This is a genomic window from Kribbella sp. NBC_00482, assembly GCF_036013725.1.
In the GTDB taxonomy this organism is placed as follows: Bacteria; Actinomycetota; Actinomycetes; order Propionibacteriales; family Kribbellaceae; genus Kribbella.
Genome location: NZ_CP107881.1, coordinates 5,280,909 through 5,302,480, shown reverse-complemented (window position 1 = coordinate 5,302,480; position 21,572 = coordinate 5,280,909). Strand labels below are relative to the sequence as shown.

Sequence of the window (21,572 nt, the reverse complement as noted above, 5' to 3'; positions counted from 1 at the left end):
CCTCATCGTCAGCAACCCACCAGGTGCTGGGCGAGGTAGCCGGTGACCTCGGTGAGGGCGACCCGCTCCTGCTTCATCGAGTCCCGTTCGCGGATCGTCACCGCGTGGTCCTCGAGGGTGTCGAAGTCGACGGTGATGCAGTACGGCGTACCGATCTCGTCCTGGCGGCGGTACCGGCGGCCGATCGCACCGGCGTCGTCGAAGTCGACGTTCCAGTTCTTCCGCAGCTCGCCGGCCAGGTCGCGGGCCTTCGGCGACAGGTCGGCGTTGCGGGACAGCGGGAGCACGGCCGCCTTGACCGGGGCGAGCCGCGGGTCGAACCGCAGTACCGTCCGCTTGTCGACACCGCCCTTGGCGTTCGGCGCCTCGTCCTCGGTGTACGCGTCGAGCAGGAACGCGAGCACGTTGCGGGTCAGGCCGGCCGCGGGCTCGATGACGTACGGCGTCCAGCGCTCGCCCTTCTCCTGGTCGAAGTACGACAGGTCGGCGCCGGAGTGCTTGGAGTGCGTGGACAGGTCGAAGTCGGTACGGTTCGCGATGCCCTCGAGCTCGTCGAACTCCTTGCCGCCGAAGTTGAACCGGTACTCGATGTCGACGGTGCGCTTCGAGTAGTGGCTCAGCTTCTCCTTCGGGTGCTCGTAGAACCGCATGTTGTCCGGGTTCAGCCCGAGGCCGGTGTACCAGTCCCAGCGCGCCTTCAGCCAGTACTCGTGCCAGTCCTCGTCGGAGCCCGGCTCGACGAAGAACTCCATCTCCATCTGCTCGAACTCGCGGGTCCGGAAGATGAAGTTGCCCGGGGTGATTTCGTTGCGGAAGCTCTTGCCGACCTGGGCGATCCCGAACGGCGGCTTCTTCCGCGCGGTGCCCATCACGTTCGCGAAGTTGATGAAGATGCCCTGCGCGGTCTCCGGGCGGAGGTAGTGCAGACCCTCCTCGGACTCGACCGGGCCGAGGTAGGTCTTCAGCAGGCCGTTGAACATCCGCGGCTCGGTGAAGGTGCCCTTGTTACCGCAGTTCGGGCAGGCGATCTCGGCGAGCTTGACCTCGTCGGCGTCCTTGTTCTTCCGGCGGGCGAAGTCCTCGCGGAGGTGGTCGTCGCGGAACCGCTTGTGGCAGGACTGGCACTCGGTCAGCGGGTCGACGAACTCGGACAGGTGGCCGGAGGCCTCCCAGACCTTGGTCGGCAGGATCACCGAGGAGTCCAGGCCGACGATGTCGTCGCGGCCGGTCACCATCGTCCGCCACCACTGGGTGCGGACGTTGTTCTTCAGCTCGACCCCGAGCGGTCCGTAGTCCCAGGCCGACTTGGTACCGCCGTAGATCTCGCCGCACGGGTACACGAAGCCCCTCCGCTTGCTGAGGCTGACGACGGCATCGACGGTTTCCACGGGCACTTTTCGACTCCAGAACGGGCACAGAAATGAATACTGGCGAATCTACGGAAGAGACCAGGCTATCGGTCCCGGGCGTCGCGGATCGAATCCGTGCCGCCTGGATGTCAGCTCAGGAAATCCTCGTACGCCGTCGGCTCGTCGAGAGCCTGCGACAACAACGGCACCGCGGCCAGTTTCACCTCGTACGGCGACAGCGCGCGCCGGTAACTGCCGATGTTCTCGAACTCCAGCGTCAGCGCCAGCAACTCCGGGTCGTCCACGTTCCGCCCCACCCGGGCCGAAACGAACCCCTTCTGCCGCCCCAGCACCTCGACCGCCTCCCGCATCCGCTCCGCGAACCCGGCCTGCGAACTCTCCCCCACCCGAAACCTGATCACGACGAACACGGGCTCAACCATAGGACCTGGAACAATGGGCGCATGAGTACCCCCAGCAGCCCGTTGCGGCAGCGGATCACCAAGGTGAGTTACCCGTACGTCGCGAAGCTGCACGCCGCGCCGAAGCTGACCCTGCCGGCGATCACCCTCTTCCTGGCGTTGGTCGGAGTGTTCGCTCCGGTGCCGGTGGGGCTGCCGGCCCTGGTCCTGCTGGCGATGCTGCTGGGCTGGCTGGCGTTCCTGTCGTGGCCGGCGGTGACCACCGGGCCGCGGTTCCTGCGGATCTTCTCGATCCTCGTCATCCTGCTGTTCGGGGTGTCGCGGCTCGCCACCGGCTGATCAGGGCCGTCCCAAACTGTCGTACGCCGCTTCGACCGCGGCCTCACGTAGCTCGGCGACGGGCTGGTGATCGATCATCACCGCGCAGTCGGACAGTCCGCCGAGCGCGACCATGCAGCGGACCACGTCGGACAGCGACGGGCTGGTGCCGATCAAGAGGGTCGCGAGCGTGCCGCGCCACTCGATGAAGCGGTCGGCCAGCTTCAGTTCGTGCAGCACCGAGAGGTCGCGGATCGCGAGCTGGATCAGCGCGCGGTGCTTATAGGCGAGGTCGAAGTACGAACCGAGCAGTTCGCGCGCTGCGACCGGGGCGGCTGCCTGTTGCGCCGCGGCGTACGCCTCGAAGTCGGCGATCATCGGCTCGACCAGGCTGTTCAGCAGGTCCTCGCGGGACGCGAAGTGGTAGTACAGCGCCGGCTTGGTGACGCCGAGGCGGTCGGCGATGTCGCGCAGGCTGGTCTGCTGCATCCCGCGCTCGGCGAACAGCTCGAGCGCGGCCTGCTGGATCCGCGCCCGGGTGTCGCCGGTCCGTTGTCTCGGCATACCCGGAGATTAGCTGACCTTCCGGTAAGTAAGCCATTGACAAGCCCGCCCTCGTTTACTTACCTTCCGATAAGTAAACAAACGTCAGGGAGGTGCCATGAAGGTCCTGATCTCGGGTGCGAGCGTGGCCGGCCCGGTCCTCGCCCACTGGTTGCACCGGTACGGCTTCGAGCCGACGCTCGTCGAGCGCACGCCGGCCGGGCGGCACGGACTCGGCGGGCACGCCGTCGACCTGTTCAGCTCGGCCGCCGACGTGACCCGGCGGATGGGCTGCTGGGACGCGATCGAGGCGGCCCGCACCCAGCTCGACGCGATGACCATCGAGCGGTTCGGCAAGCGCCCGGTCGAGGTCGACCTCAGCCGGATGTACGCCGGGATCTCGAGTCAGCACGTGGAGATCCTTCGCGGCGAGCTGACCAGGATCCTGTACGGCGCGACGCTCGAGACCGCGGAGTACATGTTCGGCGACTCGATCGCGAGCCTGCACGACGACGGCACCGGAGTCGACGTGGTTTTCGACTCGGGCACGGAACGCCGCTTCGACCTCGTGATCGGCGCAGATGGCCTGCACTCGAACGTGCGCCGGCTCGCCTTCGGTCCCGAGGAGCCACTGCACCGGCCACTCGGCGGGTACCTCGCGGTGTTCTCGATGCCGGATGTCTTCGGCCTCGGCAGCCACACGCTGTCCCACTTCTCCGTCGACAAGCTGGTCGGCATCTACGGCGTACACCAGACCGGTCAGGTCCGCGCGGGTTTCCTGTTCCGCGCACCTGAGCTGCAGTACGACTACCACGACAAGGACGAGCAGAAAGCCCTGCTGGCCAAGGAGTTCCGGGACTACGGCTGGAAGGTGCCGCAGCTACTGGAGCACCTAGAACAGGCAGAGGACTTCTACTTCGACTCGATCGCGCAGATCACGCTGGACACCTGGCACCGCGGCCGGATCGGACTGGTCGGAGACGCGGGCTACTGCCCCGGCCCCGCCGTCGGTGGCGGTACGAGCCTCGCTGTCGTGGCGGCGTACATCCTCGCCGGTGAGCTGGCTGCTGCACGCAGCGATCTGCCGTCCGGACTGCGCAACTACGAGCGGATCATCCGGCCGGTGGTGGAGCTGAGCCGGCGGTTCGCGCCGAAGGTGATGCGCACGATCATCCCGGCCAGCCCGCTTGCGCTGCGGCTGATACCTGGTGCAGCAGCCGCGTTGCCAATGCTGCCGACAGCGGTCCAGCGCTTCATCTGGTCGCAGAACGCAGTAGGCAAAGCCCTCAGCTCTGTCCCGCTGCCTGACTACTCAGACCTCGTCCAGCCCCAAAGCGGTCAGCCGGTCACGTAGCCACGTCAGCTCCTTGGCGATCCGTTTAGCCAACGCCTGCTGGGTTCTGGTCGCACGCGGCCACACGTACACCTCTGACTCCAGGTGGTGCGTGAGCGGATGCCCTCCACCGACCAGTCTGGTCAGACACTCATCCAGTACGCCGGTTGTCGCGCTCAACGGATCTGGTGGTGCAGCGTGCGCAGCCAGGTGAGCGTGCATCCGCCAGGCGGCGTGGCCGGACAGCTCGTAGGCCTGTGCCACGTCGTCCACCCCAGGGCCGCCCCACTCACGTACCTGTCGCAGGTACTTCGGTGTGCCGAGCTGACCGAGCACGTACCGACCGGAAGCGTCCCCTGGATCCACGAGCGTCGGCGCCAGGGAGAGCTGCGCCTTGACCACATCAACGCCCGCTCGCCACAGCAGCTCGAACGACTCGGCCGGGTCCTCGAACTGCACCGCGAGATGACACGTGTCGAGTCCCAGTCCAATACGCGACCTACCGCCGTACGGACTGGAGTAGCGGTCCAGCCACGCGGTGGCCTGGCCGATCATCTCGAGGACGCAGCCCGGCTCGGTCTCGACGGCGATCCGGATCGTCCGGCCGGTCCTGGCCTCGGTCCGGGCCAGGTGCTGTTCGACGCGGTCGATCGCTTCTCGCGCGGCGCGGTTCCGCTGCCTCGACCACGGCACCCGCCAGCCGAGCGGCACGGTCGAGATCGACCCGTACGCGACGTCCGTGGGGAGCAATTCGGCCAGCACCTCGATCAGGTCGAAGGTGTACCGGAGACGCTCGGGGTCGGTCCAGTCGGGGCAGTACAGCTTCGTGCCGACGACCTTGTCGGTGAACTGCGCGTGCGGCGTGCCGTTCAGCGTGACGACTTCGAGCCGGTTGCGCTGCAGCGCCCGGCGGAGCTTGCTGAGCGCGGCCGGCGAGTTCGCCAGGCGATCGGCGAGCCGGTGCGGGAACCACAGGCCGACCCCGAGGACGGGTACGCCGAGCGCCGAGCGGACCGCACCCGCACAGGTGTCGAGGCCGGCGATCAGCTCGTCGAGCTCCGCGGCCGGATGCACCGTCGCGCAGTACCCCAGATGAACGGTCGAACCGTCCCGATGACAGAACCTCATCAGCGCTCCTCACCCCGTTAGGTCGCCGAAGGTAGTCGTGGGCGGACTCTCCGTGACCCAATTAGCACTGTAGAAGCCTGAACGCCCGGACGGAAGGGCTGATTTTCGGTTAGAGGTGTTCTGGTTCGGCGACCAGGTTGCGGGAGCGGTCGGCGACGGCCATGGCGGCGAGTGCGGTGGTGAGCGGGACGGCCGCAATGATCCCCAGGCTGCCGACCAGACCGCGGACCACCTCCATCGCGACCGACTCGGTGGACAGGACGGCCCGGCCGGGGAGGTCCTGGATGGCGAAGACCAGCAGCACCGGCAGCGCGGCGCCGGCGTACGCGAGGACGAGCGTGTTGACCACCGATGCGACGTGCGTGCGCCCGATCCGGAGCCCAGCGGTGACCAGCTCACGGCGGTTGGCGGACGGGTTCGCGGCGGACAACTCCCAGACAGCCGCCGCCTGGGTGACCGTGACATCGTCCAGCACGCCCAGCGCGCCGATCACCATCCCAGCGACCAGCAACCCGGTCAGGTCGATGTTGGGCACCAGCGCCTTGGCTCCGGACGCACCCTCGGACGCCAGTCCGCTCAGCTGGCAGAACTTGGTGAAGAACCAGCCCAGCAGCACCGTCAGCCCCAGCGCGACCACCGTCCCGGACAACGCGATCGAACTCTCCGCATTGATCCCGTGCGTGAGGAACAACGCGATCGCCATGATGACCGTGCCGCCGACCACCGCCACCAGCAGCGCGTTCTCTCCCCTGAGGATCGCCGGGAGGATGAACTGCGTCAGCATCACCGCGGTCACCGCGAGCGCGATCAGGGCAGCGAAACCCCGCCAGCGCGACAGAGCGACCACCGCGACCGCGAACAGCGCGGCCAGCAGCAGCAACGGCTTCGTCCGGTCGTGATCGACGTACGAGTACCGGTCGGCGACCTTCGGCGCATCCTGGATCCCGAGCATGATCGACTGGCCGACCTTGACCGGGATCGACGTCTGACCGGCCTTGGGCACCTGAACCGGTATCACCTGGCCCTTGTCGGCGCCGTTGCTCAGCTTGACCGTCGCCTCGTCGCACTGGTCCTTCACATTCGGGCAGGCCTTGATCGCCGTCACCTCGCCGCGGGCGGTGGCGGTCTGGTACGACGCGACCTTCACGTCACCGTCCGGCCACATCACGATCATCCCGACCACGGCGGCCAGGAGCAGCGGGATGAGGATCGCGGCGACCACGATCCGGACGCGGCGGGCGACGACCGCGTCGGAGTTCACCACCGAGGTGTCGACCACGTGATCGCCGTGACCATGGCCATGTCCATGGCCGTGCCCGTGCCCGTGACCATGGCCCTGCGGAATGTCGAGTGCCCGGCGGCGGTTGCCTTTGGGGTCGGCACGTCGTCGCCCGACGTTGCGGCTGGCCATCGTGAACTCCCTGTTTTGACAATCAGTTCCAGTTAAATGAAAATGATTGTCATGAAATCTGGTCTTCGAGCTGTCCTCGCCGGCGCCACCGCCCTGGCCGCCGTCACCCTGGCCGGATGCGGCGGCTCGTCCGCCAACGGCACCGGTGACGGAAAGCTCGACGTCGTCGCTTCGTTTTACCCGCTCGAGTACATCGCCCGCACAGTGGGGGGCGACGCGGTCAATGTCAGCACCCTGACAGCCCCCGGCGTCGAGCCCCACGACCTGGAGCTGACCCCCAAGCAGGTGGGTGAAATCGCGAGCGCCAAGCTCGTCGTCTTCGAGAAGGACCTGCAGCCCGCCGTCGACGAGGCGGTCGACCAGAACGCCAAGGACGCCGGCTTCGACATCGCCCCAGCCGCGCAACTGGAAGACACCGGCGCCGACTTCGAGGAGCACGAGGACGGCGCTGCCCCGGCGGCCCACAAGGACAAGGCCCTCGACCCGCACTTCTGGCTCGACCCGGTGCGGTACGCCGCGGTCGTCAAGGCGGTCGAGGACAAGCTCGTGAGCGTCGACAGCGCGAACGCCGCCGGGTACCACGAGCGGGCGAAGGCGCTGCTCGACCACATCGGCACGCTCGACACGGCGTACAAGACGGGTCTGGCGAACTGCAAGCTGAAGACGTTCGTGACCAGCCACGAGGCGTTCGCCTACCTCGCGAAGCGGTACGGTCTGACGATGGTCGGGATCGCCGGGTTCACGCCGGACGCGGAGCCGGCCCCGGCCCGGATCAAGGAGGTCCAGGACATCGTGAAGGCCCAGCACGTGACGACCATCTTCTACGAGGAGCTGGTCAGTCCGAAGGTGGCCGAGACGATCGCGAAGGACGTCGGCGTCCAGACCGCCGTGCTGAGCCCGATCGAGGGCCTGTCGGACGCGAACTCCCAGGAAACGTACCTGTCCTTGATGCAGACGAACCTGCAAGAGCTGCGGAAGGCGAACGGCTGCTCGTGACATCCGAGAACGACCCAGAGAACAACACTGCCAGGGCCGTCCAGGTCGACGATCTGTCCGTCGATCTGGGCGGCCGTCTGGTGCTTCGGGGCATCGACCTGCGGATCCGCCAGGGCGAGGTGGTCGCCGTGCTCGGCACCAACGGCTCCGGCAAGTCCACGCTGATCAAGACCGTCGTCGGACTGCTCCCGGCGGCCCGTGGCGAGGTCCGGTTGTTCGGGACGCCGGTCCCCCGGTTCCGCGACTGGCGGCGGGTCGGGTACGTACCGCAGCGCATCACCGCGGCAGGCGGCGTACCGGCGACTGTGTACGAGGTCGTGTCGTCCGGTCTGCTCTCGAAGCGGCGGATGTTCGCGCCGCTCGGTGCCGCCGGCAAGCAGGCGATCGAGGAGGCGCTGGAGGTCGTCGACATGGCCGACCGGCGTAAGGACGCGGTCGCCGAGCTGTCCGGCGGGCAGCAGCAGCGGGTGCTGATCGCGCGGGCCCTGGTGTCCGATCCTGAGCTGCTGATCCTCGACGAGCCGACGGCGGGTGTGGACCTGGCCAGCCAGCAGATCTTCGCGGACGCGGTCCGGGAGCGGGTCGCCCGCGGCACGACCGTGGTGATGGTGAGCCACGACCTCGGCCCGATGGACGCCTTGATCGACCGCTCGGTCGTGATGCGCCGCGGCCGCGTCGTGTACGACGGCCCGCCGCACGCCACCCAGACCCACGCCCACGTGCACCACTCCCACACCGACGAAGACCCGGGGTGGCTCACCTCATGACCATGTTCCAGCTCGAGTTCATGCAGCGGGCCCTGATCGCCGGGCTGCTCACGGGGCTGTCGGCGCCTGCTATCGGGACGTATCTGGTGCAGCGGCGGCTCTCGCTGATGGGTGACGGCATCGGCCACATCGCGATCACCGGTGTGGCGCTCGGTCTGCTCACCGGCAGCGCACCCGTGCTGACCGCCATCATCGTCTCGATCGCCGGTGCGACAGCCATTGAGCTCGTCCGCGCCCGCGGCAAGGCCACTGGCGACGTGGCGCTCGCCCTAATGTTCTACGGCGGTATCGCAGGCGGTGTGCTGCTCATCGGACTCGCAGGTCAGGGTGCAGCCACGCTGAACACCTACCTGTTCGGTTCACTCACCACGGTCTCCCAAAGCGACCTGTACGTCGTAGTCGGCCTGGCCGTCGCCGTACTGGTCGTAGCGATCGGCCTGGGCCCACAGCTGTTCGCGGTGTGCCAGGACGAGGAGTTCGCCCGTACGACGGGACTCCGGGTCCAGCTGCTCAACCTGGTGATCGCGGTGATGGCTGCGGTCACTGTGACGGTCGCGATGCGCACGGTGGGGCTACTGCTGGTCAGTGCGCTCATGGTCGTCCCGGTGGCGACCGCGCAGCAGGTGACTCGGTCGTTCCGCAGTACGTTCATCACGGCGTGTGTCATCGGTGTGCTGGCGTGTCTGGCCGGCATCGTCACGTCGTACAACGCGAATGTGGCGCCGGGTGCAACCATCGTGGTGCTGGCACTGGCCGGGTTCGTGGTCGCGGCGACGGTCGGGACGCTCTTGCGGCGACGGGCTGGTCGGCTGCGTCCACTGGCAGACGAGGAGCCGGAGATCGGCGTACCGGCGCCGGAGCCACATGTGGTGAGCGCCGGGCACCCGCACGCACACGACCAGGCCTGCGGCCACAAGAAGGTCGAGCACGGAGACCATGTCGACTATGTGCACGACGGTCACCTGCACGCGGCGCACGGGGACCATTGGGACGAGCACTGATGCAGCACTGAGTTGCTGACTTCTGAGAGACTGGACGGCGGTAGAGAGATGACAGGAGGAACGGTGGCTATCGGAACACGCTCGACCCGTCAGCGCGCGGCGGTCGCGCTCGCGCTGGACAATATCGACGACTTCCGGACCGCCCAGGAGATCCACCAGGAGCTCAGGTCCGCCGGCGAGGCCGTCGGTCTGACCACTGTCTACCGCACCCTGCAGGCACTCGCGGACTCCCGCGAGGTCGACGTACTGCGCACCGCCGACGGCGAAACGGCGTACCGGCGCTGCTCGAAGGGTCACCACCACCACCTGGTCTGCCGCAACTGCGGCCGCACCGTCGAGGTCGAGGGACCGGCCGTGGAGCGCTGGGCCGACAAGGTCGCGGCCGAGCACGGGTTCGCCGACATCAGCCACACCCTGGAGATCTTCGGCACCTGCCAGGACTGCCAGAAGTCCGGCTAACCCTCGACCGACTTCACGAACCGCTGGTAGCGGCGCTGCCCGACCAGCCGCCAGATGACCCGGACCGGGGCGGGCAGGCCGGCCAGCATCCGCGCGGCTTCCTCGGGACTGGCGGTCGCGAGCAGTTCCCCCATCGCCGTGAACCTCTGGTCCGGCTTGAACTTGCTGAACGCGGTCTTCCCGAGGCGATCCCACTCGGCCTGCGCGATGTGCGTCGCGATCAGCGGTACGACGTCACGCTCTTCCTCCGCCAGGTGCTCGGCGAGCCGCGCCGACACGGTCTCGAGCGCCTCTCCGAGCCTCTCCGCACCGACACCGGTCGGCCGCGTCCGCCAGGCAGCCAGCGCATCACGGGCCGACTCCACGGCGTCGTGGACAGCGACGTGCTGCTGCTCCATCCGATGAATCAGGGCGGCCGACAGTTCGGCACGCTCGAGCAGGCGGGGCCAGAGCACCTCGTCCTCGGTCGAGTGGTGCGCGTGCAGACCGTCGAGCTGGAAGTCGACGTACGTCGCCACCACCGCGGCCCGTGACTCCGCCCCCGCAGCCAGCACGTGCGCCCTGGCCTGCTCGAACCCCCGGCGGATCACTCGGTGGATCAGAGCCATCTCCCACGGATCAGATGCCTTCACGGCGTCGACCGATGTTGCCATGTCCCTCCCCCTTTCACTAGTGGCCACCACTAGTGAACAACTACTGCTAGCGTGGGACCGGTGGGGAAGCCTGTCAAGACGCCGAAGCGCACCCGCCGCGAACAGGCGGCGGCGACCCGGGTACGGATGATCAACGCCGCGATCGAGGTGTTCGCCGAGGCCGGGTACGTCGGCACGCGGATGACCGACATCGCCGCCCGGGCCGGCGTCGCCGTACAGACCGTGTACTTCGTCTTTCACACCAAGGCCGAACTGCTGCAAGCCTGCTTCGACCACGCCGTCCTCGGGCCGGACCGGCTACCGCCTCTACAGCAGGCCTTCTTCGCCGAGATGTCCGCTGCACAGTCCGGCCGGGCCGCGCTGGCCGCCTTCGTTCGCGGCAACACCGCGATCCTGACGCGGGTCGCGGTGATCAAAGAGGTCGCCGAGTCGGCGTCCCACGAGCCCGATGCGGTGGCCGTGGTCGAGCGCAGCGAAGAGCTGCGGCGCGACGGTCTGGGCCAGGTGGTGGATCAGATCGCCGGGCGCTGGGGGCTGCGTCCGGGTCTCGACGCAGCCGACGCCACCGACCTGATGCTGATGCTGTCCACTTCCGGCCCGTTCCTCGAGCTGCGCCGCTACGGCTGGAGCGACACGAAGTACGCCGACTGGCTGACCGATGCGCTCGCCCGGGAGCTCCTCGACTAACTGTGACCGAGGTCACCTTTGCCTTTGAGCGCGCTCTAAGGCATACGGTCGTAGACATGAACGCGACCGAGCTGCTCGTCCCGCCGATCGATCGGGATCTGTTGTGCCTGCTCGAGCTGCCGGAGGATCTGCCCGAGCAGCTGTCGATCGCCGAGGCGTCCGAGCTCACCGGCCTCACCGCGCACACCCTGCGGTACTACGAGCGCATCGGTCTGCTCGACGTACGCCGGGACTCCGCCGGGTACCGCAGCTACGACGAGCGGGCGATGGCGCGGATCGTATTCATCAGCAGGCTGCGTGCCTCCGGGATGCCGATCGGCACGATCAGCCACTACCTGGCACTGGTGCTCGAGGGCGACCACACCGCACCCCAGCGGCTCGCCCTGATGCAGGAGCACCGTGAACGGATCCAGCGGCAGCTGCGCGATCTGCAGCTCGCCCTCGCGGTGACCGACTACAAGATCACCGTCTACGGCGGCACCGCCGCCCCGTAACGACCACTCAGCTCAGCCGACCGTTACGTGCGTTCGGCCGGCAGAGCTATGCCTTCTGATGGGAGAAATCATGAAACTGGGTAGCCAAGGCGCCGAGGTCAGCCGGCTCGGACTCGGCTGCATGGGGATGAGCTTCGCGTACGGCGCGGCCGACGACCACGAGTCGACCGCGACGCTGCACCGGGCGCTCGACCTCGGCATCACGTTCCTCGACACCGCCGACATGTACGGGTTCGGCGCCAACGAGGAGCTCGTCGGCGCGACCATCGCCGATCGCCGCGACGAGGTGTTCCTCGCGACGAAGTTCGGCATCACCGGCGATGGTCGGAACTCGGCGGCGCGGGGTGTGAACGGGTCGCCGGAGTACGTCCGGTCCGCGATCGACGCGTCCCTCCAGCGGCTCGGCGTCGACCACGTCGACCTCTACTACCAGCACCGGATGGATCCCGGCGTACCGGTCGAGGAGACGGTCGGGGCGATGGCATCGCTGGTGGAAGCCGGAAAGGTGCGGTACCTCGGGCTGTCCGAGGCGTCGGCGGAGACGATCCGGCGGGCACACGCCGTACATCCGATCACCGCGGTGCAGAGCGAGTGGTCGCTGTTCAGCCGGGACATCGAGGCGTCGGTGCTGCCGGCCTGCCGCGAGCTCGGCATCGGGATCGTGCCGTACTCGCCGCTCGGGCGCGGCATGCTCACCGGCGCCCTGCCAACGGACCTCGCGGCCGACGACTTCCGCCGTACCCTCCCCCGCTTCTCCGGCGACAACCTGGAGGTGAACCTCGCGCTGGTCGAGGAGATCCGCGCGGTGGCCGCACGGTACGACGCGACGCCCGGACAGATCGCGCTCGCCTGGGTGCTTGCGCAGGGCAACGACGTCGCACCGATCCCGGGGACGAAGCGACGCAAGTACCTGGAGGAGAACTTCGGGGCGCTCGACGTCGCGCTGTCGGCCGCGGACGTCGAGGCACTCTCGAAGCTGACGCCGGCCGGCAACCGGTACCCCGACATGAGCTGGGTCGCCGGGCAGACCGCCGCTCAGGGCTGATAAACTGACCGCAGTAAGCCTTCCGTACCGGACTCTTCCGGCGGGAGGCTTTTCTGCGTTCTCAAACAAGTTTCTGAGGAGACCCATGTCTGATCTCGTGGTGCGCCGTGCCCAGCCTGCCGACCGACCCTTGATGGAGCGGCTGTGGCTGATGTTCCGCCACGACATGTCCGAGTTTCAGGGCCAGCTTCCGCGCCCCGACGGCAGCTTCCGCACCGAGTGGCTGGAGAAGGTTCTCACCGGCGACCCGGAGTGGGCCGGATACGTGATCTCGCTGGGCGAGAACCCGGTCGGCTTCTGCTTCATGCGAGCACTGCAGCAGCCGGTGCACGTGCTGAACGCGTTCTTCATGGTGCGTCCGGTACGGCGCGGCGGACACGGGCTGCGCGCGGTCCAGGAAGTGCTGTCGCATCACCCCGGTCCGTGCGAGGTCGCGTTCCAGGGCAACAACGAGAAGGCGGTCAGGTTCTGGCAGCGGGTCGCGACCGAGATCTCCGGCGACGTGTGGACCCAGGAGGCCCGCCCGATCGCCGGCAAGCCGGACGCGACGCCCGACCTGTGGATCTCATTCCAGGTGTAGAGGCAGACCGAAGTACTCGAAGAGGTCCTGGTCGAAGAACGTGATGTTGTGCGTGATCCCGGCCTTGGTGACGCTGAAGACCTGAAGGGAATGGCGGTGGTATCGCCCGTCGTCGGTGCGGACGTACGCGCCGACGGCGGGCTGGCCGTTCGCCGTTGTCGGCACCATCCGCCAGGCCGGACCGCGCATCGCGTAGACGCGCTCGATGAACGCGCCGTACACGTCGCGGCCCACGAGCCACAGCGGCGCCGGCGGCATCTCGAGCACGACCCGCTCGGCCAGCAATCGGCTCAGCCCTTGGACGTCGGCCGCCTCGAAAGCGCGGACATAGTCGTCGACGATCCGCTTGATCTCCTGGTCGGTCGGCTCGTCGATGTCGTCCTCTGTGACATCCACCTCGGCCAGGCGGGCGCGGGCGCGTTGGAGCGCACTGTTCACCGACGCCGGGGTGGTCTCCAACGCTTCCGCGACATCTGCCGCGGACCAGTCCAGGACATCCCGCAGTACCAGAACCGCGCGCTGCCGAGCGGGCAGGTACTGCATCGCGGCGACCAGCGCCAGCCGCAGACTTCCCTTGGCCGCCACGGCCGCGGCCGGGTCGTCACTGGTCGGGAACGGCTGCAACCAAGGCACGTCGAGAGCCAACTCGATGGGTGCCTGGGCACCCGTCGCCGCTGCGACCAGCCCTGACGGGAGAGCACGCCGTCCTCGTCCCTTCAGCGCGGTCAGGCAGGCGTTGGTCGAGATCCGGTAGAGCCAGGTCCGCAGCGAGGCCCGCTCGGCGTCGTACGTGTCGATCGCGCGCCACGCCCGCAGGAAGGTCTCCTGCACGAGGTCTTCCGCGTCGTGCACCGAGCCGAGCATCCGGTAGCAGTGCGCCAGCAGTTCACGCCGGTAAGGCGCCACCTGCTGGTCGAAGTCGTCACGGTCCACGGTGCGAGCCTCCCACTGGTCGAGGTCTGTGGAAGTACGTACCGCGCCACTCACCGAAACTCATCGCCGCAACGCCGATGAATCCGCGAGGTGCGCCCGGTACATACCCACGTCCTGACTCGACAAGGGAGAAGACCTGATGGCCACCGTGATGACCGACCACCCGGCGGGTGTGGACACCCGCCGCGGACTGATGCTCTTCGTTTTGCTGCTCGGCCAGTTCATGGCCTTGCTGGACACGTCCATCGTGAACGTCGCGATGCCGACCATCGGCGCCGACCTCCACGCCTCCGGCGCCTGGCTGCAACTGGTCGTCGGCGGCTACATGGTGGCGTACGCGATGACACTGATCACCGGCGCGCGGCTGGGCGACCTGTACGGGCGCCGCCGCATGTACCTGACCGGTGTGGTTCTGTTCACGCTCGCATCGCTGGCGTGCGGCCTGGCACCGGCGATCCTGCCACTGGTGCTCTTCCGCTTCGTGCAGGGCATCGCCGCGGCGGTGATGGTGCCACAGATCATCAGCGTCATCCAGACCAACTTCACCGGTCCCGCCCGCGCGAAGGCTTTGTCGGCGTACGGCGCGACGCTGTCCGCCGGTCAGGTAGCCGGTCTGGTTCTCGGTGGCCTCCTCGTCGGCGCGAACATCCTCGGCACCGGGTGGAGGCCCGTCTTCCTGATCAACGTCCCGGTCGGCGTCTGCCTCGCGGTCCTGGTGCCCCGGTTGATGCCGGCGGATCGGCCGACAGCTGCGCGTCGTCTCGACCTGGCCGGGCTGGCGATGGCAACCTGCGCCGTACTGCTGATCGTCCTGCCGATGGTGATCGGGCACGAGCTCGGCTGGCCGCTGTGGGCGTTCATCTGCGTCGCTTCCGGTCTGGTCCTCGCAGTGGTCTTCGTCCGGGCCGAGCGCCGCCTCGCCGGCCGCGGTGGCGATCCGCTGCTCAACCTCGATGTCCTGCGATCCGGCGGCCTGGTGGCAGGCATCACGACGCTCACCTGCGCGCTGGTCGCCGTCGGCGGGTTCATGTTCAGCTTCACCCTGCACCTGCAGACCGGTCTCGGTGAATCGGCGTTGCATGCCGGCCTCACCTGGCTCCCGTTCGCCACGACGTTCGGCCTGGTCGGCTACTTCTGGCGCTCTCTCCCGACCCGGCTGCATCACCTGGTCGTCCCCACGGGTCTGGCTCTCTGCACGCTCGGCTATGCAGGCATCGGCCTGTCCGTGGCTGCTTCCGGTCCGCTCCTGTGGCCGGCGCTCGTTCTGGCCGGCGCAGGGATGGGCCTGTCTGCGAGCCCACTCGTCACCCAGTCCCTGGTACACGTCCCCTTGACCCGGGCAGCCGACGCGAGCGGCATCCTGACCACCACGATCCAGCTGAGCCAGGTCGGCGGAGTCACAATCTTCGGAACCCTCTACCTGTCGCTACACCCCGACGCGCAGTCGCTCACCACGACGATCTCGGCCCTCGCCCTGGTCACCGCGATCGGTATCGTCGCGGGCGGGTTCCTGGCCCACGCCGTCCGCGGCTAGAAGACGACCACCGAGCGCAGTACGTCGCCGTGGTGCATCTTCGCGAAGGCGTCCTCGACCTCGTCCAGCGTGATCGTCTCGGACACGAAACGGTCCAGGGGCAGGCGGCCCTGGAGGTGGAGGTCGATCAGCAGCGGGAAGTCGCGGGTGGGGAGGCAATCGCCGTACCAACTCGACTTCAGGGAGCCGCCGCGGCCGAAGAAGTCCAGGAGGGGCATGTCGAGGCGCATGTCCGGCGTCGGTACGCCGACCAGCACGACGGTGCCGGCCAGGTCGCGCGCATAGAACGCCTGCTTCCAGGTCTCCGGACGACCGACCGCGTCGATCACCACATCGGCGCCGAACCCGCCGGTCAGTTCCTGCACCGCCGCGACCACCCCGTCGTGGTCGAGCCCCTTCGAGTTGATCGTGTGCGTCGCGCCGAGCTCCTGCGCGGTACCGAGCTTGCGCTCGTCGAGGTCGATCGCGATCACCTTCGACGCGCCAGCGAGGCGGGCGCCGACCACAGCCGCCGTACCGACGCCACCCGAGCCGATCACGGCGACCGTGTCTCCGCGACCGACGTTGCCCGTGTTGAGCGCTGCGCCGAGACCGGCCATCACGCCGCAGCCGAGCAGGCCCGCGACCTCAGGCTTGGCAGCCGGGTCCACCTTCGTGCACTGCCCGGCCGCGACCAGGGTCTTCTCCGCGAACGCTCCGATGCCCAGAGCAGGGCTCAACTCGGTGCCGTCCGCGAGCGTCATCTTCTGCTTGGCGTTGTGCGTGTTGAAGCAGTACCAGGGCCGGCCGCGCAGGCAGGCGCGGCAGTTGCCGCAGACGGCCCGCCAATTCAGTACGACGAAGTCACCCGGCTGTACGTCGGTCACGCCGTCGCCGACCGACTCCACGATCCCCGCGGCCTCATGCCCCAACAGGAACGGGAACTCGTCGTTGATCCCGCCCTCGCGGTAGTGCAGATCCGTGTGGCAGACGCCGCACGCCTGCACCTTCACGACCGCTTCCCCGGGACCGGGGTCCGGGATCGTGATCTCCTCGATCGAGACCGGAGCACCCTTGCCCGCCGCCACCACACCACGCACCGTCTGAGCCATTCCCCGAACCTAACCGCCATGGCCTGCCCGCGTAAGCCTCCCCGGCGTGTGTGCGTACGTAAGAACAGGACGTAGTCGTCTACGTATACGACTCCGCCCGCCTGAACCCCGCCGCCACGACCCGGTTGACCCGACCACCTCCTGTTCTTACGTACACCTCTGTCCACCGGTTGGGGGACAGTGAGTCCGTCGGGCGGTGCTCCCGGGGGACGGTGGTCGGCCGCGAGAGTTGAGGCATGGAGAACGACAACGCAGTGAGGGTGCGCGGCCTGGTCAAGCGGTACCCGGACAAGGTCGCGGTCGACGGTGTCGATCTGGACATCCACCGGGGCGAGGTGTTCGCCCTGCTCGGCCCGAACGGGGCCGGTAAGACGACGACCACGGAGATCCTGGAGGGGTATCGCCGGGCCGACGAGGGAGAGGTCAGCGTCCTGGGCACGGACCCGGCGCACGGTGACCGCCGGTGGCGCAGCCGGATGGGGATCGTGCTGCAGACCTCGCGCGACGAGGCCGAGTCGACAGTCCTCGAGCTGGTCAACCACTACGCGGGCTACTACCCGAACCCGCGCGACCCGGACGAGGTGATCGCCTCCGTCGGGCTCGAGGAGAAGCGCAAGACCCGTCCGCGCAAGCTGTCCGGCGGTCAGCGCCGCCGGCTCGACGTGGCCCTCGGCGTGATCGGCAACCCGGAGCTGCTGTTCCTGGACGAGCCCACGACCGGTTTCGACCCCGAGGCGCGCCGGCAGTTCTGGACCCTGATCGAGAACCTGCGGACCAGCGGTACGACGATCCTGCTCACCACCCACTACCTGGACGAGGCCGAGCACCTCGCCGACCGGGTCGGGGTGATCGCCGACGGCCGGATGATCGAGATCGGTACGCCGGAGACGCTCGGCGGGCGCGGCGCCCGGACGGCACGGGTCTCCTGGAGCGACGCCGACGGCCCGCACGAGCTGCGCACCGACCGGCCGACCGCCGAGGTCGCGGCGCTGATGCAGCGCTTCGACGGCGAAGTACCCGAGCTCGAGGTCCGCCGCCCGAGCCTCGAAGACATCTACCTGGACCTGATCGGCAAGGCCAACGCCGCCGACGCCGCTGTCTCGATCGAAGCTGGAGCCCTCTGATGGCCGACACGACCACCAAGCCACTGCCGTCGACGCTGTCGGTCGGCCTGGCCCGGACCAAGCTCGAGGTCCGCGAGTTCTTCCGGGAGAAGGAGGCGCTGATCTTCACCTTCTTCTTCCCGATCATCTTCCTCGGCATCTTCTCCGCCGTCTTCGGCAGCACCGACTTCAACGGCGTCAACGCCGCGACCTACTTCACCCCCGGGATGATCGCCTCCGGCATCTTCCTGAGCAGCTTCCAGTCGCTCGCGATCAGCATCGCGCTCGAGCGCGACGAGGGCCTGCTCAAGCGGCTCCGCGGTACGCCGATGCCCCCGCAGGCCTACTTCATCGGCAAGATCGGCCAGGTCCTGGTCACCTCGATCGCACAGTTCGCGCTGCTGCTGGTGATCGCCGGGCTGGTGCTCGGGGTGGACATCCCGAGCGAGCCGTCGAAGTGGCTGCACTTCGCCTGGATCTTCGTCCTCGGCGCGGCGTCCGGGTCGGTGCTGGGAATCGCGTTCAGCGTCGTACCGAAGTCCGGCAAGGCCGCGTCCGCGGTGATCACGCCGGTCGTCCTGCTGCTGCAGTTCATGTCCGGGGTGTACTTCGTCTACAGCAGCCTGCCCGGCTGGATGCGGGACGTCGCCTCAGTCTTCCCGCTCAAGTGGCTCGCCCAGGGGATGCGGTCGGTGTTCCTGCCGGACGGGTTCCAGGTCAACGAGCCGGGCGGTTCCTGGCAGCTCGGCACCGGCGCGATCGTGCTCACGGTCTGGTTGGTCGTCGGCCTGTTCCTCGCCCAGCGGGTGTTCCGCTGGACCCGTCGGGACGCGGGCTGATGAACCAGACGGCCGGTACGACGCCCTCCCTTCCGGAGCGGCGTCGTACCGAGCTGTCACCGGCGTGGACCGGTCCTCGTGTGTGGATCCTGCTGTGGAGGAAGATGGGGTCTGTGCAGAGCTCTCGCGGTGGCGCCGGACAGCCCGTGTGGACACGGACGCTGATCGGTTGGCACATCGTGTTCTGGGTGCTGCTCGGGATGACGCTGGCGCTGTCGTTCCTGGGCGACCTCGGGGCCGTGCGGCAGGCGCTGTTCGCCGGCACGGTGGTGGTTCTCGGGGCGGCGTACCAGTTCATCGGGCTGCACGCGATCCGCTCCCGTCGGGCGCTCCCGGCGTACGCCTATCGGCTGGTGCTGATCGCCTCGCTGATGATTCTGATCGGGATCTATCCGCAGTCGGTGTTCCTGATGTTCATCGCGTCGGCGCAGATCTGGCTGCTGTGCGAGGACATTCGCGAAGGGATCGGGCTCAGCCTGCTCCTGGTGGTCGGCGTCGGTACGGCGCAGTTGTGGAGCGCCGGATGGGGCTGGGACGCGTTCTGGGAGATCCTGCCGTGGATGCTGGTCAGTCTCGTGGTCAGCCTGCTGTTCGGGATCTGGATCGAGAAGGTGATCACCCAGAGTCAGCAGCGCGCCGAACTGATCGAGCAGCTCGAGTCGGCGCGAGACGAACTCGCCGAGGCGCATCACAGCGCCGGCGTGATGGCCGAGCGGGAGCGGATGGCGCGGGAGATCCACGACACGCTCGCGCAGGGGATGACTTCGATCGTGATGCTCGCGCAGGCCGCCGCCGTCGAACTTTCCCGGGGCGGGGCTGACGGCGCAGCAGCCCGGCTGGCGGCGATCGAGGACACTGCGCGGGAGAACCTCGCCGAGGCGCGAGCGCTGGTTGCCGCGTTCACCCCGGTTGCGTTGTCGGAGGCAACGTTGACCGAGGTCCTGCGTCGGCAGGCGGAGCGGTTCGCGGCCGAGACCGGTGTCGACGTACAGGTCTCGCTGGATCTGCCGGACGACGAGGTCGCGGCGTTGCCGCAGGCGCAGCAGGTGGTGTTGCTTCGGTCGGCTCAGGAGGCGCTGGCCAACGTACGCAAGCACGCGGCGGCCACGCAGGTGCTGATCACGCTGGGGCTGTCGGACGGTCGCGTGTGGATCGAGATCCGCGACGACGGGTCCGGGTTCACGCCGGGGTCGGTGTCGGGCGGGTTCGGGCTGAACGCCATGCGCGGGCGGGTCGAGGAGTCCGGCGGCACCGTCGAGGTGGAGAGTACGCCGGGTCGCGGCACCCGGGTCCAGGTCCTGATTCCCGCCGTACAGGAGGATGTGTGATTCGGGTTCTGGTGGTCGACGATCACCCGGTGGTGCGCTCAGGGCTGAGCGGGATGCTGTCGGTGACCGACGACATCGAGGTGGTCGGCGAGGCCGGCGACGGGGCCGAGGCGCTCGCGCTGGTGGAGTCGACCAAGCCGGACGTCGTACTGATGGATCTGCGGATGCCGCGGATGGACGGAGTCGCCGCTACCGGGGCGATCGTGTCCGGGTACGCGGCGACACGGGTGCTGGTGCTGACGACGTACGACACCGACTCGGAGATCCTGCACGCGGTCGAGGCCGGCGCCGCGGGGTACCTGCTGAAGGACACGCCGCACGCCGACCTGCTGAACGGGATCCGCGCCGCCGCCCGCGGTGAGACCGTGCTCGCCCCGCCGGTCGCGGCGCGGCTGATGTCCCGTCTTCGTACGCCGGCCGCACCCGCCGCCGCGCAACCCTCGCCACGCGAGCTCGAGGTCCTGGCCGCCGTCGCCCGCGGCCTCAGCAACGCCGAGATCGGGCGCGAACTGTTCATCGGCGAGGCCACGGTCAAGACCCATCTCCAGCGCCTGTTCGCCAAACTCGACGTCGACGACCGCACCCGCGCCGTGACCGTGGCGATCGAACGCGGCCTGCTTCCCTCGCCAGGTCGCTAGCGCTGCACTCCGCTGTCCTGGGCCTTCCCGCCCAGCCGGCGGTGCAGGTCCTGCTGAGAGCTGCTCTCCGCGTGCTGGCTCTGGGTGTGCTGGGTCGACGCGGGCCTGGGCGTCGTACCGGCCTGCACGTTCTTCGCCAGCTCGTCCCCAGCCTTCTCCGCATCCTTGGCTGTCACAGCCGCGCCGATCGCCTGATCGGTCGCCTTCGCGACGTCGGCTTTCGCGCGTCCAACTGAACCTCGGACCTCGCGTACCCGGTCCTGGGCGCCCGAGAGTTCGCTCCCCAGCTTGTGTCTCGTCGACGTGATCTGTTCCGCGAGGTCTCCGCTCTTGATCGCGGGCGGGTCCTGCTCGAACCGGGCCGCGATCGTCCGCGCCGACTCGATCCGCGCCGCGGCCTCGGAGACACCCTTCTCAGCCTCGTCGACGATCGACTTCACGTCGCTGACGTTCTTCAGTTGGCCCTTAGGTCCGTCGTACCCCTCCAGACGGTCGAGCGCGTCGGTGTGCTTCATGGCGTTCTGGAGTTTCTCGCTACTGCCGCGCAGGTCGTCCCGCAGCCTGGCCATGTCCTTCGACGGCTCACTGAGCCTCGCCGAGATGGTTCCGGCCTCGCCCGTAGAGCTCCTGAACGCGGACCCCAACGCCGCGTCGGCGTCGTCCGACGCCGCGACTGCCCGCGGCTCCTCGGTCTCCCACGCAGCCCGCCGCTTGCGACCCGCGTCCTGTTCCAACTCGGAGACCCGCCCGACCGACCTGCCGAACGACTCCACGTCCTTGAGCCGCAGCCTCAATTCCTGATCGACAGTCTCCTCGTTCAGCAGGTTCTCGACGCGCCCGAGGACCGCCCGCGCCTCGTTCAGCGCCAACGCGACCTCATGCGTCCGTCCTCTGACCTCGGCCAGATCCACCATCAGCTC

General features: G+C 68.3%; 24 protein-coding genes. 15 read left to right on the top strand and 9 right to left on the bottom strand.

Annotated features, from left to right (window positions below):
• Positions 1 to 8 precede the first annotated feature (8 nt).
• Both OHB24_RS25950 and OHB24_RS25945 read right to left on the bottom strand, forming a co-directional pair.
• A complete protein-coding gene (locus OHB24_RS25950) occupies positions 9 to 1,394 on the bottom strand; it encodes a glycine--tRNA ligase (RefSeq protein WP_327633441.1) in 1,386 nt (461 codons plus the stop codon).
• Between the two features lie 104 nt (positions 1,395 to 1,498).
• Positions 1,499 to 1,780, bottom strand: a complete 282-nt coding sequence (locus tag OHB24_RS25945; RefSeq protein WP_327633440.1) for an antibiotic biosynthesis monooxygenase family protein — start codon at positions 1,778 to 1,780, stop codon at positions 1,499 to 1,501.
• On the opposite strand from OHB24_RS25945, the gene OHB24_RS25940 reads away from it, so the two are divergent.
• Positions 1,688 to 2,110 (top strand): DUF6703 family protein, encoded by a 423-nt coding sequence (locus tag OHB24_RS25940; protein WP_327641104.1) that lies wholly within the window; start codon positions 1,688 to 1,690, stop codon positions 2,108 to 2,110. The genes OHB24_RS25945 and OHB24_RS25940 overlap by 93 nt on opposite strands.
• Here the strand turns inward: OHB24_RS25940 and OHB24_RS25935 are convergent, their stop codons facing one another.
• A complete protein-coding gene (locus OHB24_RS25935) occupies positions 2,111 to 2,653 on the bottom strand; it encodes a TetR/AcrR family transcriptional regulator (protein ID WP_327633439.1) in 543 nt (180 codons plus the stop codon). It abuts the gene before it with no gap.
• Between the two features lie 97 nt (positions 2,654 to 2,750).
• On the opposite strand from OHB24_RS25935, the gene OHB24_RS25930 reads away from it, so the two are divergent.
• Positions 2,751 to 3,986, top strand: a complete 1,236-nt coding sequence (locus OHB24_RS25930) for an FAD-dependent monooxygenase (RefSeq protein ID WP_327633438.1) — start codon at positions 2,751 to 2,753, stop codon at positions 3,984 to 3,986.
• On the opposite strand, the gene eboE is transcribed toward OHB24_RS25930, so the two are convergent.
• On the bottom strand, positions 3,945 to 5,093 hold the full coding sequence (gene eboE / locus OHB24_RS25925; protein WP_327633437.1) for a metabolite traffic protein EboE: 1,149 nt from the start codon (positions 5,091 to 5,093) through the stop codon (positions 3,945 to 3,947). The two genes, OHB24_RS25930 and eboE, sit on opposite strands and share 42 nt — an antisense overlap.
• A gap of 109 nt (positions 5,094 to 5,202) precedes the next feature.
• Positions 5,203 to 6,504, bottom strand: a complete 1,302-nt coding sequence (locus OHB24_RS25920; RefSeq protein WP_327633436.1) for a YibE/F family protein — start codon at positions 6,502 to 6,504, stop codon at positions 5,203 to 5,205.
• A 51-nt stretch (positions 6,505 to 6,555) separates the two neighbouring features.
• Between OHB24_RS25920 and OHB24_RS25915 the strand changes: the two genes are divergently transcribed.
• The 4 genes from OHB24_RS25915 to OHB24_RS25900 all read left to right on the top strand — a co-directional run bounded on the left by OHB24_RS25915 (position 6,556) and on the right by OHB24_RS25900 (position 9,727).
• A complete protein-coding gene (locus OHB24_RS25915) occupies positions 6,556 to 7,500 on the top strand; it encodes a metal ABC transporter substrate-binding protein (protein ID WP_327633435.1) in 945 nt (314 codons plus the stop codon).
• The gene (locus tag OHB24_RS25910) at positions 7,497 to 8,267 is read left to right on the top strand and encodes a metal ABC transporter ATP-binding protein (protein ID WP_327633434.1); all 771 of its coding nucleotides are present in this window, start codon (positions 7,497 to 7,499) and stop codon (positions 8,265 to 8,267) included. Before OHB24_RS25915 ends, OHB24_RS25910 begins: the two co-directional genes overlap by 4 nt.
• Positions 8,264 to 9,268, top strand: a complete 1,005-nt coding sequence (locus OHB24_RS25905) for a metal ABC transporter permease (protein ID WP_327633433.1) — start codon at positions 8,264 to 8,266, stop codon at positions 9,266 to 9,268. Before OHB24_RS25910 ends, OHB24_RS25905 begins: the two co-directional genes overlap by 4 nt.
• A 63-nt stretch (positions 9,269 to 9,331) precedes the next feature.
• Positions 9,332 to 9,727, top strand: a complete 396-nt coding sequence (locus OHB24_RS25900; protein ID WP_327633432.1) for a Fur family transcriptional regulator — start codon at positions 9,332 to 9,334, stop codon at positions 9,725 to 9,727.
• Here OHB24_RS25900 and OHB24_RS25895 read toward each other — a convergent pair.
• Positions 9,724 to 10,380 (bottom strand): hemerythrin domain-containing protein, encoded by a 657-nt coding sequence (locus OHB24_RS25895; protein ID WP_327633431.1) that lies wholly within the window; start codon positions 10,378 to 10,380, stop codon positions 9,724 to 9,726. The genes OHB24_RS25900 and OHB24_RS25895 overlap by 4 nt on opposite strands.
• Before the next feature lie 60 nt (positions 10,381 to 10,440).
• Here OHB24_RS25895 and OHB24_RS25890 point away from each other — a divergent pair, with 60 nt between their 5' ends.
• From OHB24_RS25890 to OHB24_RS25875, 4 genes are all read left to right on the top strand, one after another.
• Entirely contained in the window at positions 10,441 to 11,067 is a 627-nt protein-coding gene (locus tag OHB24_RS25890) for a TetR/AcrR family transcriptional regulator (RefSeq protein ID WP_327633430.1), read from the top strand.
• A 56-nt stretch (positions 11,068 to 11,123) separates the two neighbouring features.
• Positions 11,124 to 11,561 carry a MerR family transcriptional regulator gene (locus OHB24_RS25885; protein ID WP_327633429.1) on the top strand — a complete coding sequence of 146 codons (438 nt, stop codon included), beginning with the start codon at positions 11,124 to 11,126 and terminating at the stop codon, positions 11,559 to 11,561.
• A 70-nt stretch (positions 11,562 to 11,631) separates the two neighbouring features.
• Positions 11,632 to 12,606: an aldo/keto reductase gene (locus OHB24_RS25880; RefSeq protein WP_327633428.1), complete on the top strand. Its 975-nt coding sequence runs from the start codon at positions 11,632 to 11,634 to the stop codon at positions 12,604 to 12,606.
• An 85-nt stretch (positions 12,607 to 12,691) separates the two neighbouring features.
• The gene (locus OHB24_RS25875; protein WP_327633427.1) at positions 12,692 to 13,186 is read left to right on the top strand and encodes a GNAT family N-acetyltransferase; all 495 of its coding nucleotides are present in this window, start codon (positions 12,692 to 12,694) and stop codon (positions 13,184 to 13,186) included.
• On the opposite strand, the gene OHB24_RS25870 is transcribed toward OHB24_RS25875, so the two are convergent.
• Positions 13,172 to 14,173, bottom strand: a complete 1,002-nt coding sequence (locus OHB24_RS25870; RefSeq protein ID WP_327633426.1) for a sigma-70 family RNA polymerase sigma factor — start codon at positions 14,171 to 14,173, stop codon at positions 13,172 to 13,174. The two genes, OHB24_RS25875 and OHB24_RS25870, sit on opposite strands and share 15 nt — an antisense overlap.
• 85 nt (positions 14,174 to 14,258) lie before the next feature.
• On the opposite strand from OHB24_RS25870, the gene OHB24_RS25865 reads away from it, so the two are divergent.
• Positions 14,259 to 15,653 (top strand): MFS transporter, encoded by a 1,395-nt coding sequence (locus OHB24_RS25865; RefSeq protein WP_327633425.1) that lies wholly within the window; start codon positions 14,259 to 14,261, stop codon positions 15,651 to 15,653.
• On the opposite strand, the gene OHB24_RS25860 is transcribed toward OHB24_RS25865, so the two are convergent.
• Entirely contained in the window at positions 15,650 to 16,744 is a 1,095-nt protein-coding gene (locus OHB24_RS25860; protein WP_327633424.1) for an S-(hydroxymethyl)mycothiol dehydrogenase, read from the bottom strand. The two genes, OHB24_RS25865 and OHB24_RS25860, sit on opposite strands and share 4 nt — an antisense overlap.
• Positions 16,745 to 16,980: 236 nt before the next feature.
• Here OHB24_RS25860 and OHB24_RS25855 point away from each other — a divergent pair, with 236 nt between their 5' ends.
• From OHB24_RS25855 to OHB24_RS25840, 4 genes are read left to right on the top strand one after another with little or no spacing between them, the layout of a single operon-like run.
• The gene (locus OHB24_RS25855) at positions 16,981 to 17,868 is read left to right on the top strand and encodes an ABC transporter ATP-binding protein (protein WP_327633423.1); all 888 of its coding nucleotides are present in this window, start codon (positions 16,981 to 16,983) and stop codon (positions 17,866 to 17,868) included.
• Positions 17,868 to 18,686, top strand: coding sequence for an ABC transporter permease (locus OHB24_RS25850; RefSeq protein WP_327633422.1), 819 nt, complete (start codon positions 17,868 to 17,870; stop codon positions 18,684 to 18,686). Before OHB24_RS25855 ends, OHB24_RS25850 begins: the two co-directional genes overlap by 1 nt.
• On the top strand, positions 18,686 to 20,014 hold the full coding sequence (locus tag OHB24_RS25845; RefSeq protein WP_327633421.1) for a sensor histidine kinase: 1,329 nt from the start codon (positions 18,686 to 18,688) through the stop codon (positions 20,012 to 20,014). Before OHB24_RS25850 ends, OHB24_RS25845 begins: the two co-directional genes overlap by 1 nt.
• Positions 20,011 to 20,652 (top strand): response regulator transcription factor, encoded by a 642-nt coding sequence (locus OHB24_RS25840; RefSeq protein ID WP_327633420.1) that lies wholly within the window; start codon positions 20,011 to 20,013, stop codon positions 20,650 to 20,652. Before OHB24_RS25845 ends, OHB24_RS25840 begins: the two co-directional genes overlap by 4 nt.
• Here the strand turns inward: OHB24_RS25840 and OHB24_RS25835 are convergent.
• Positions 20,649 to 21,566 (bottom strand): hypothetical protein, encoded by a 918-nt coding sequence (locus OHB24_RS25835; RefSeq protein WP_327633419.1) that lies wholly within the window; start codon positions 21,564 to 21,566, stop codon positions 20,649 to 20,651. The genes OHB24_RS25840 and OHB24_RS25835 overlap by 4 nt on opposite strands.
• Positions 21,567 to 21,572 lie beyond the last annotated feature (6 nt).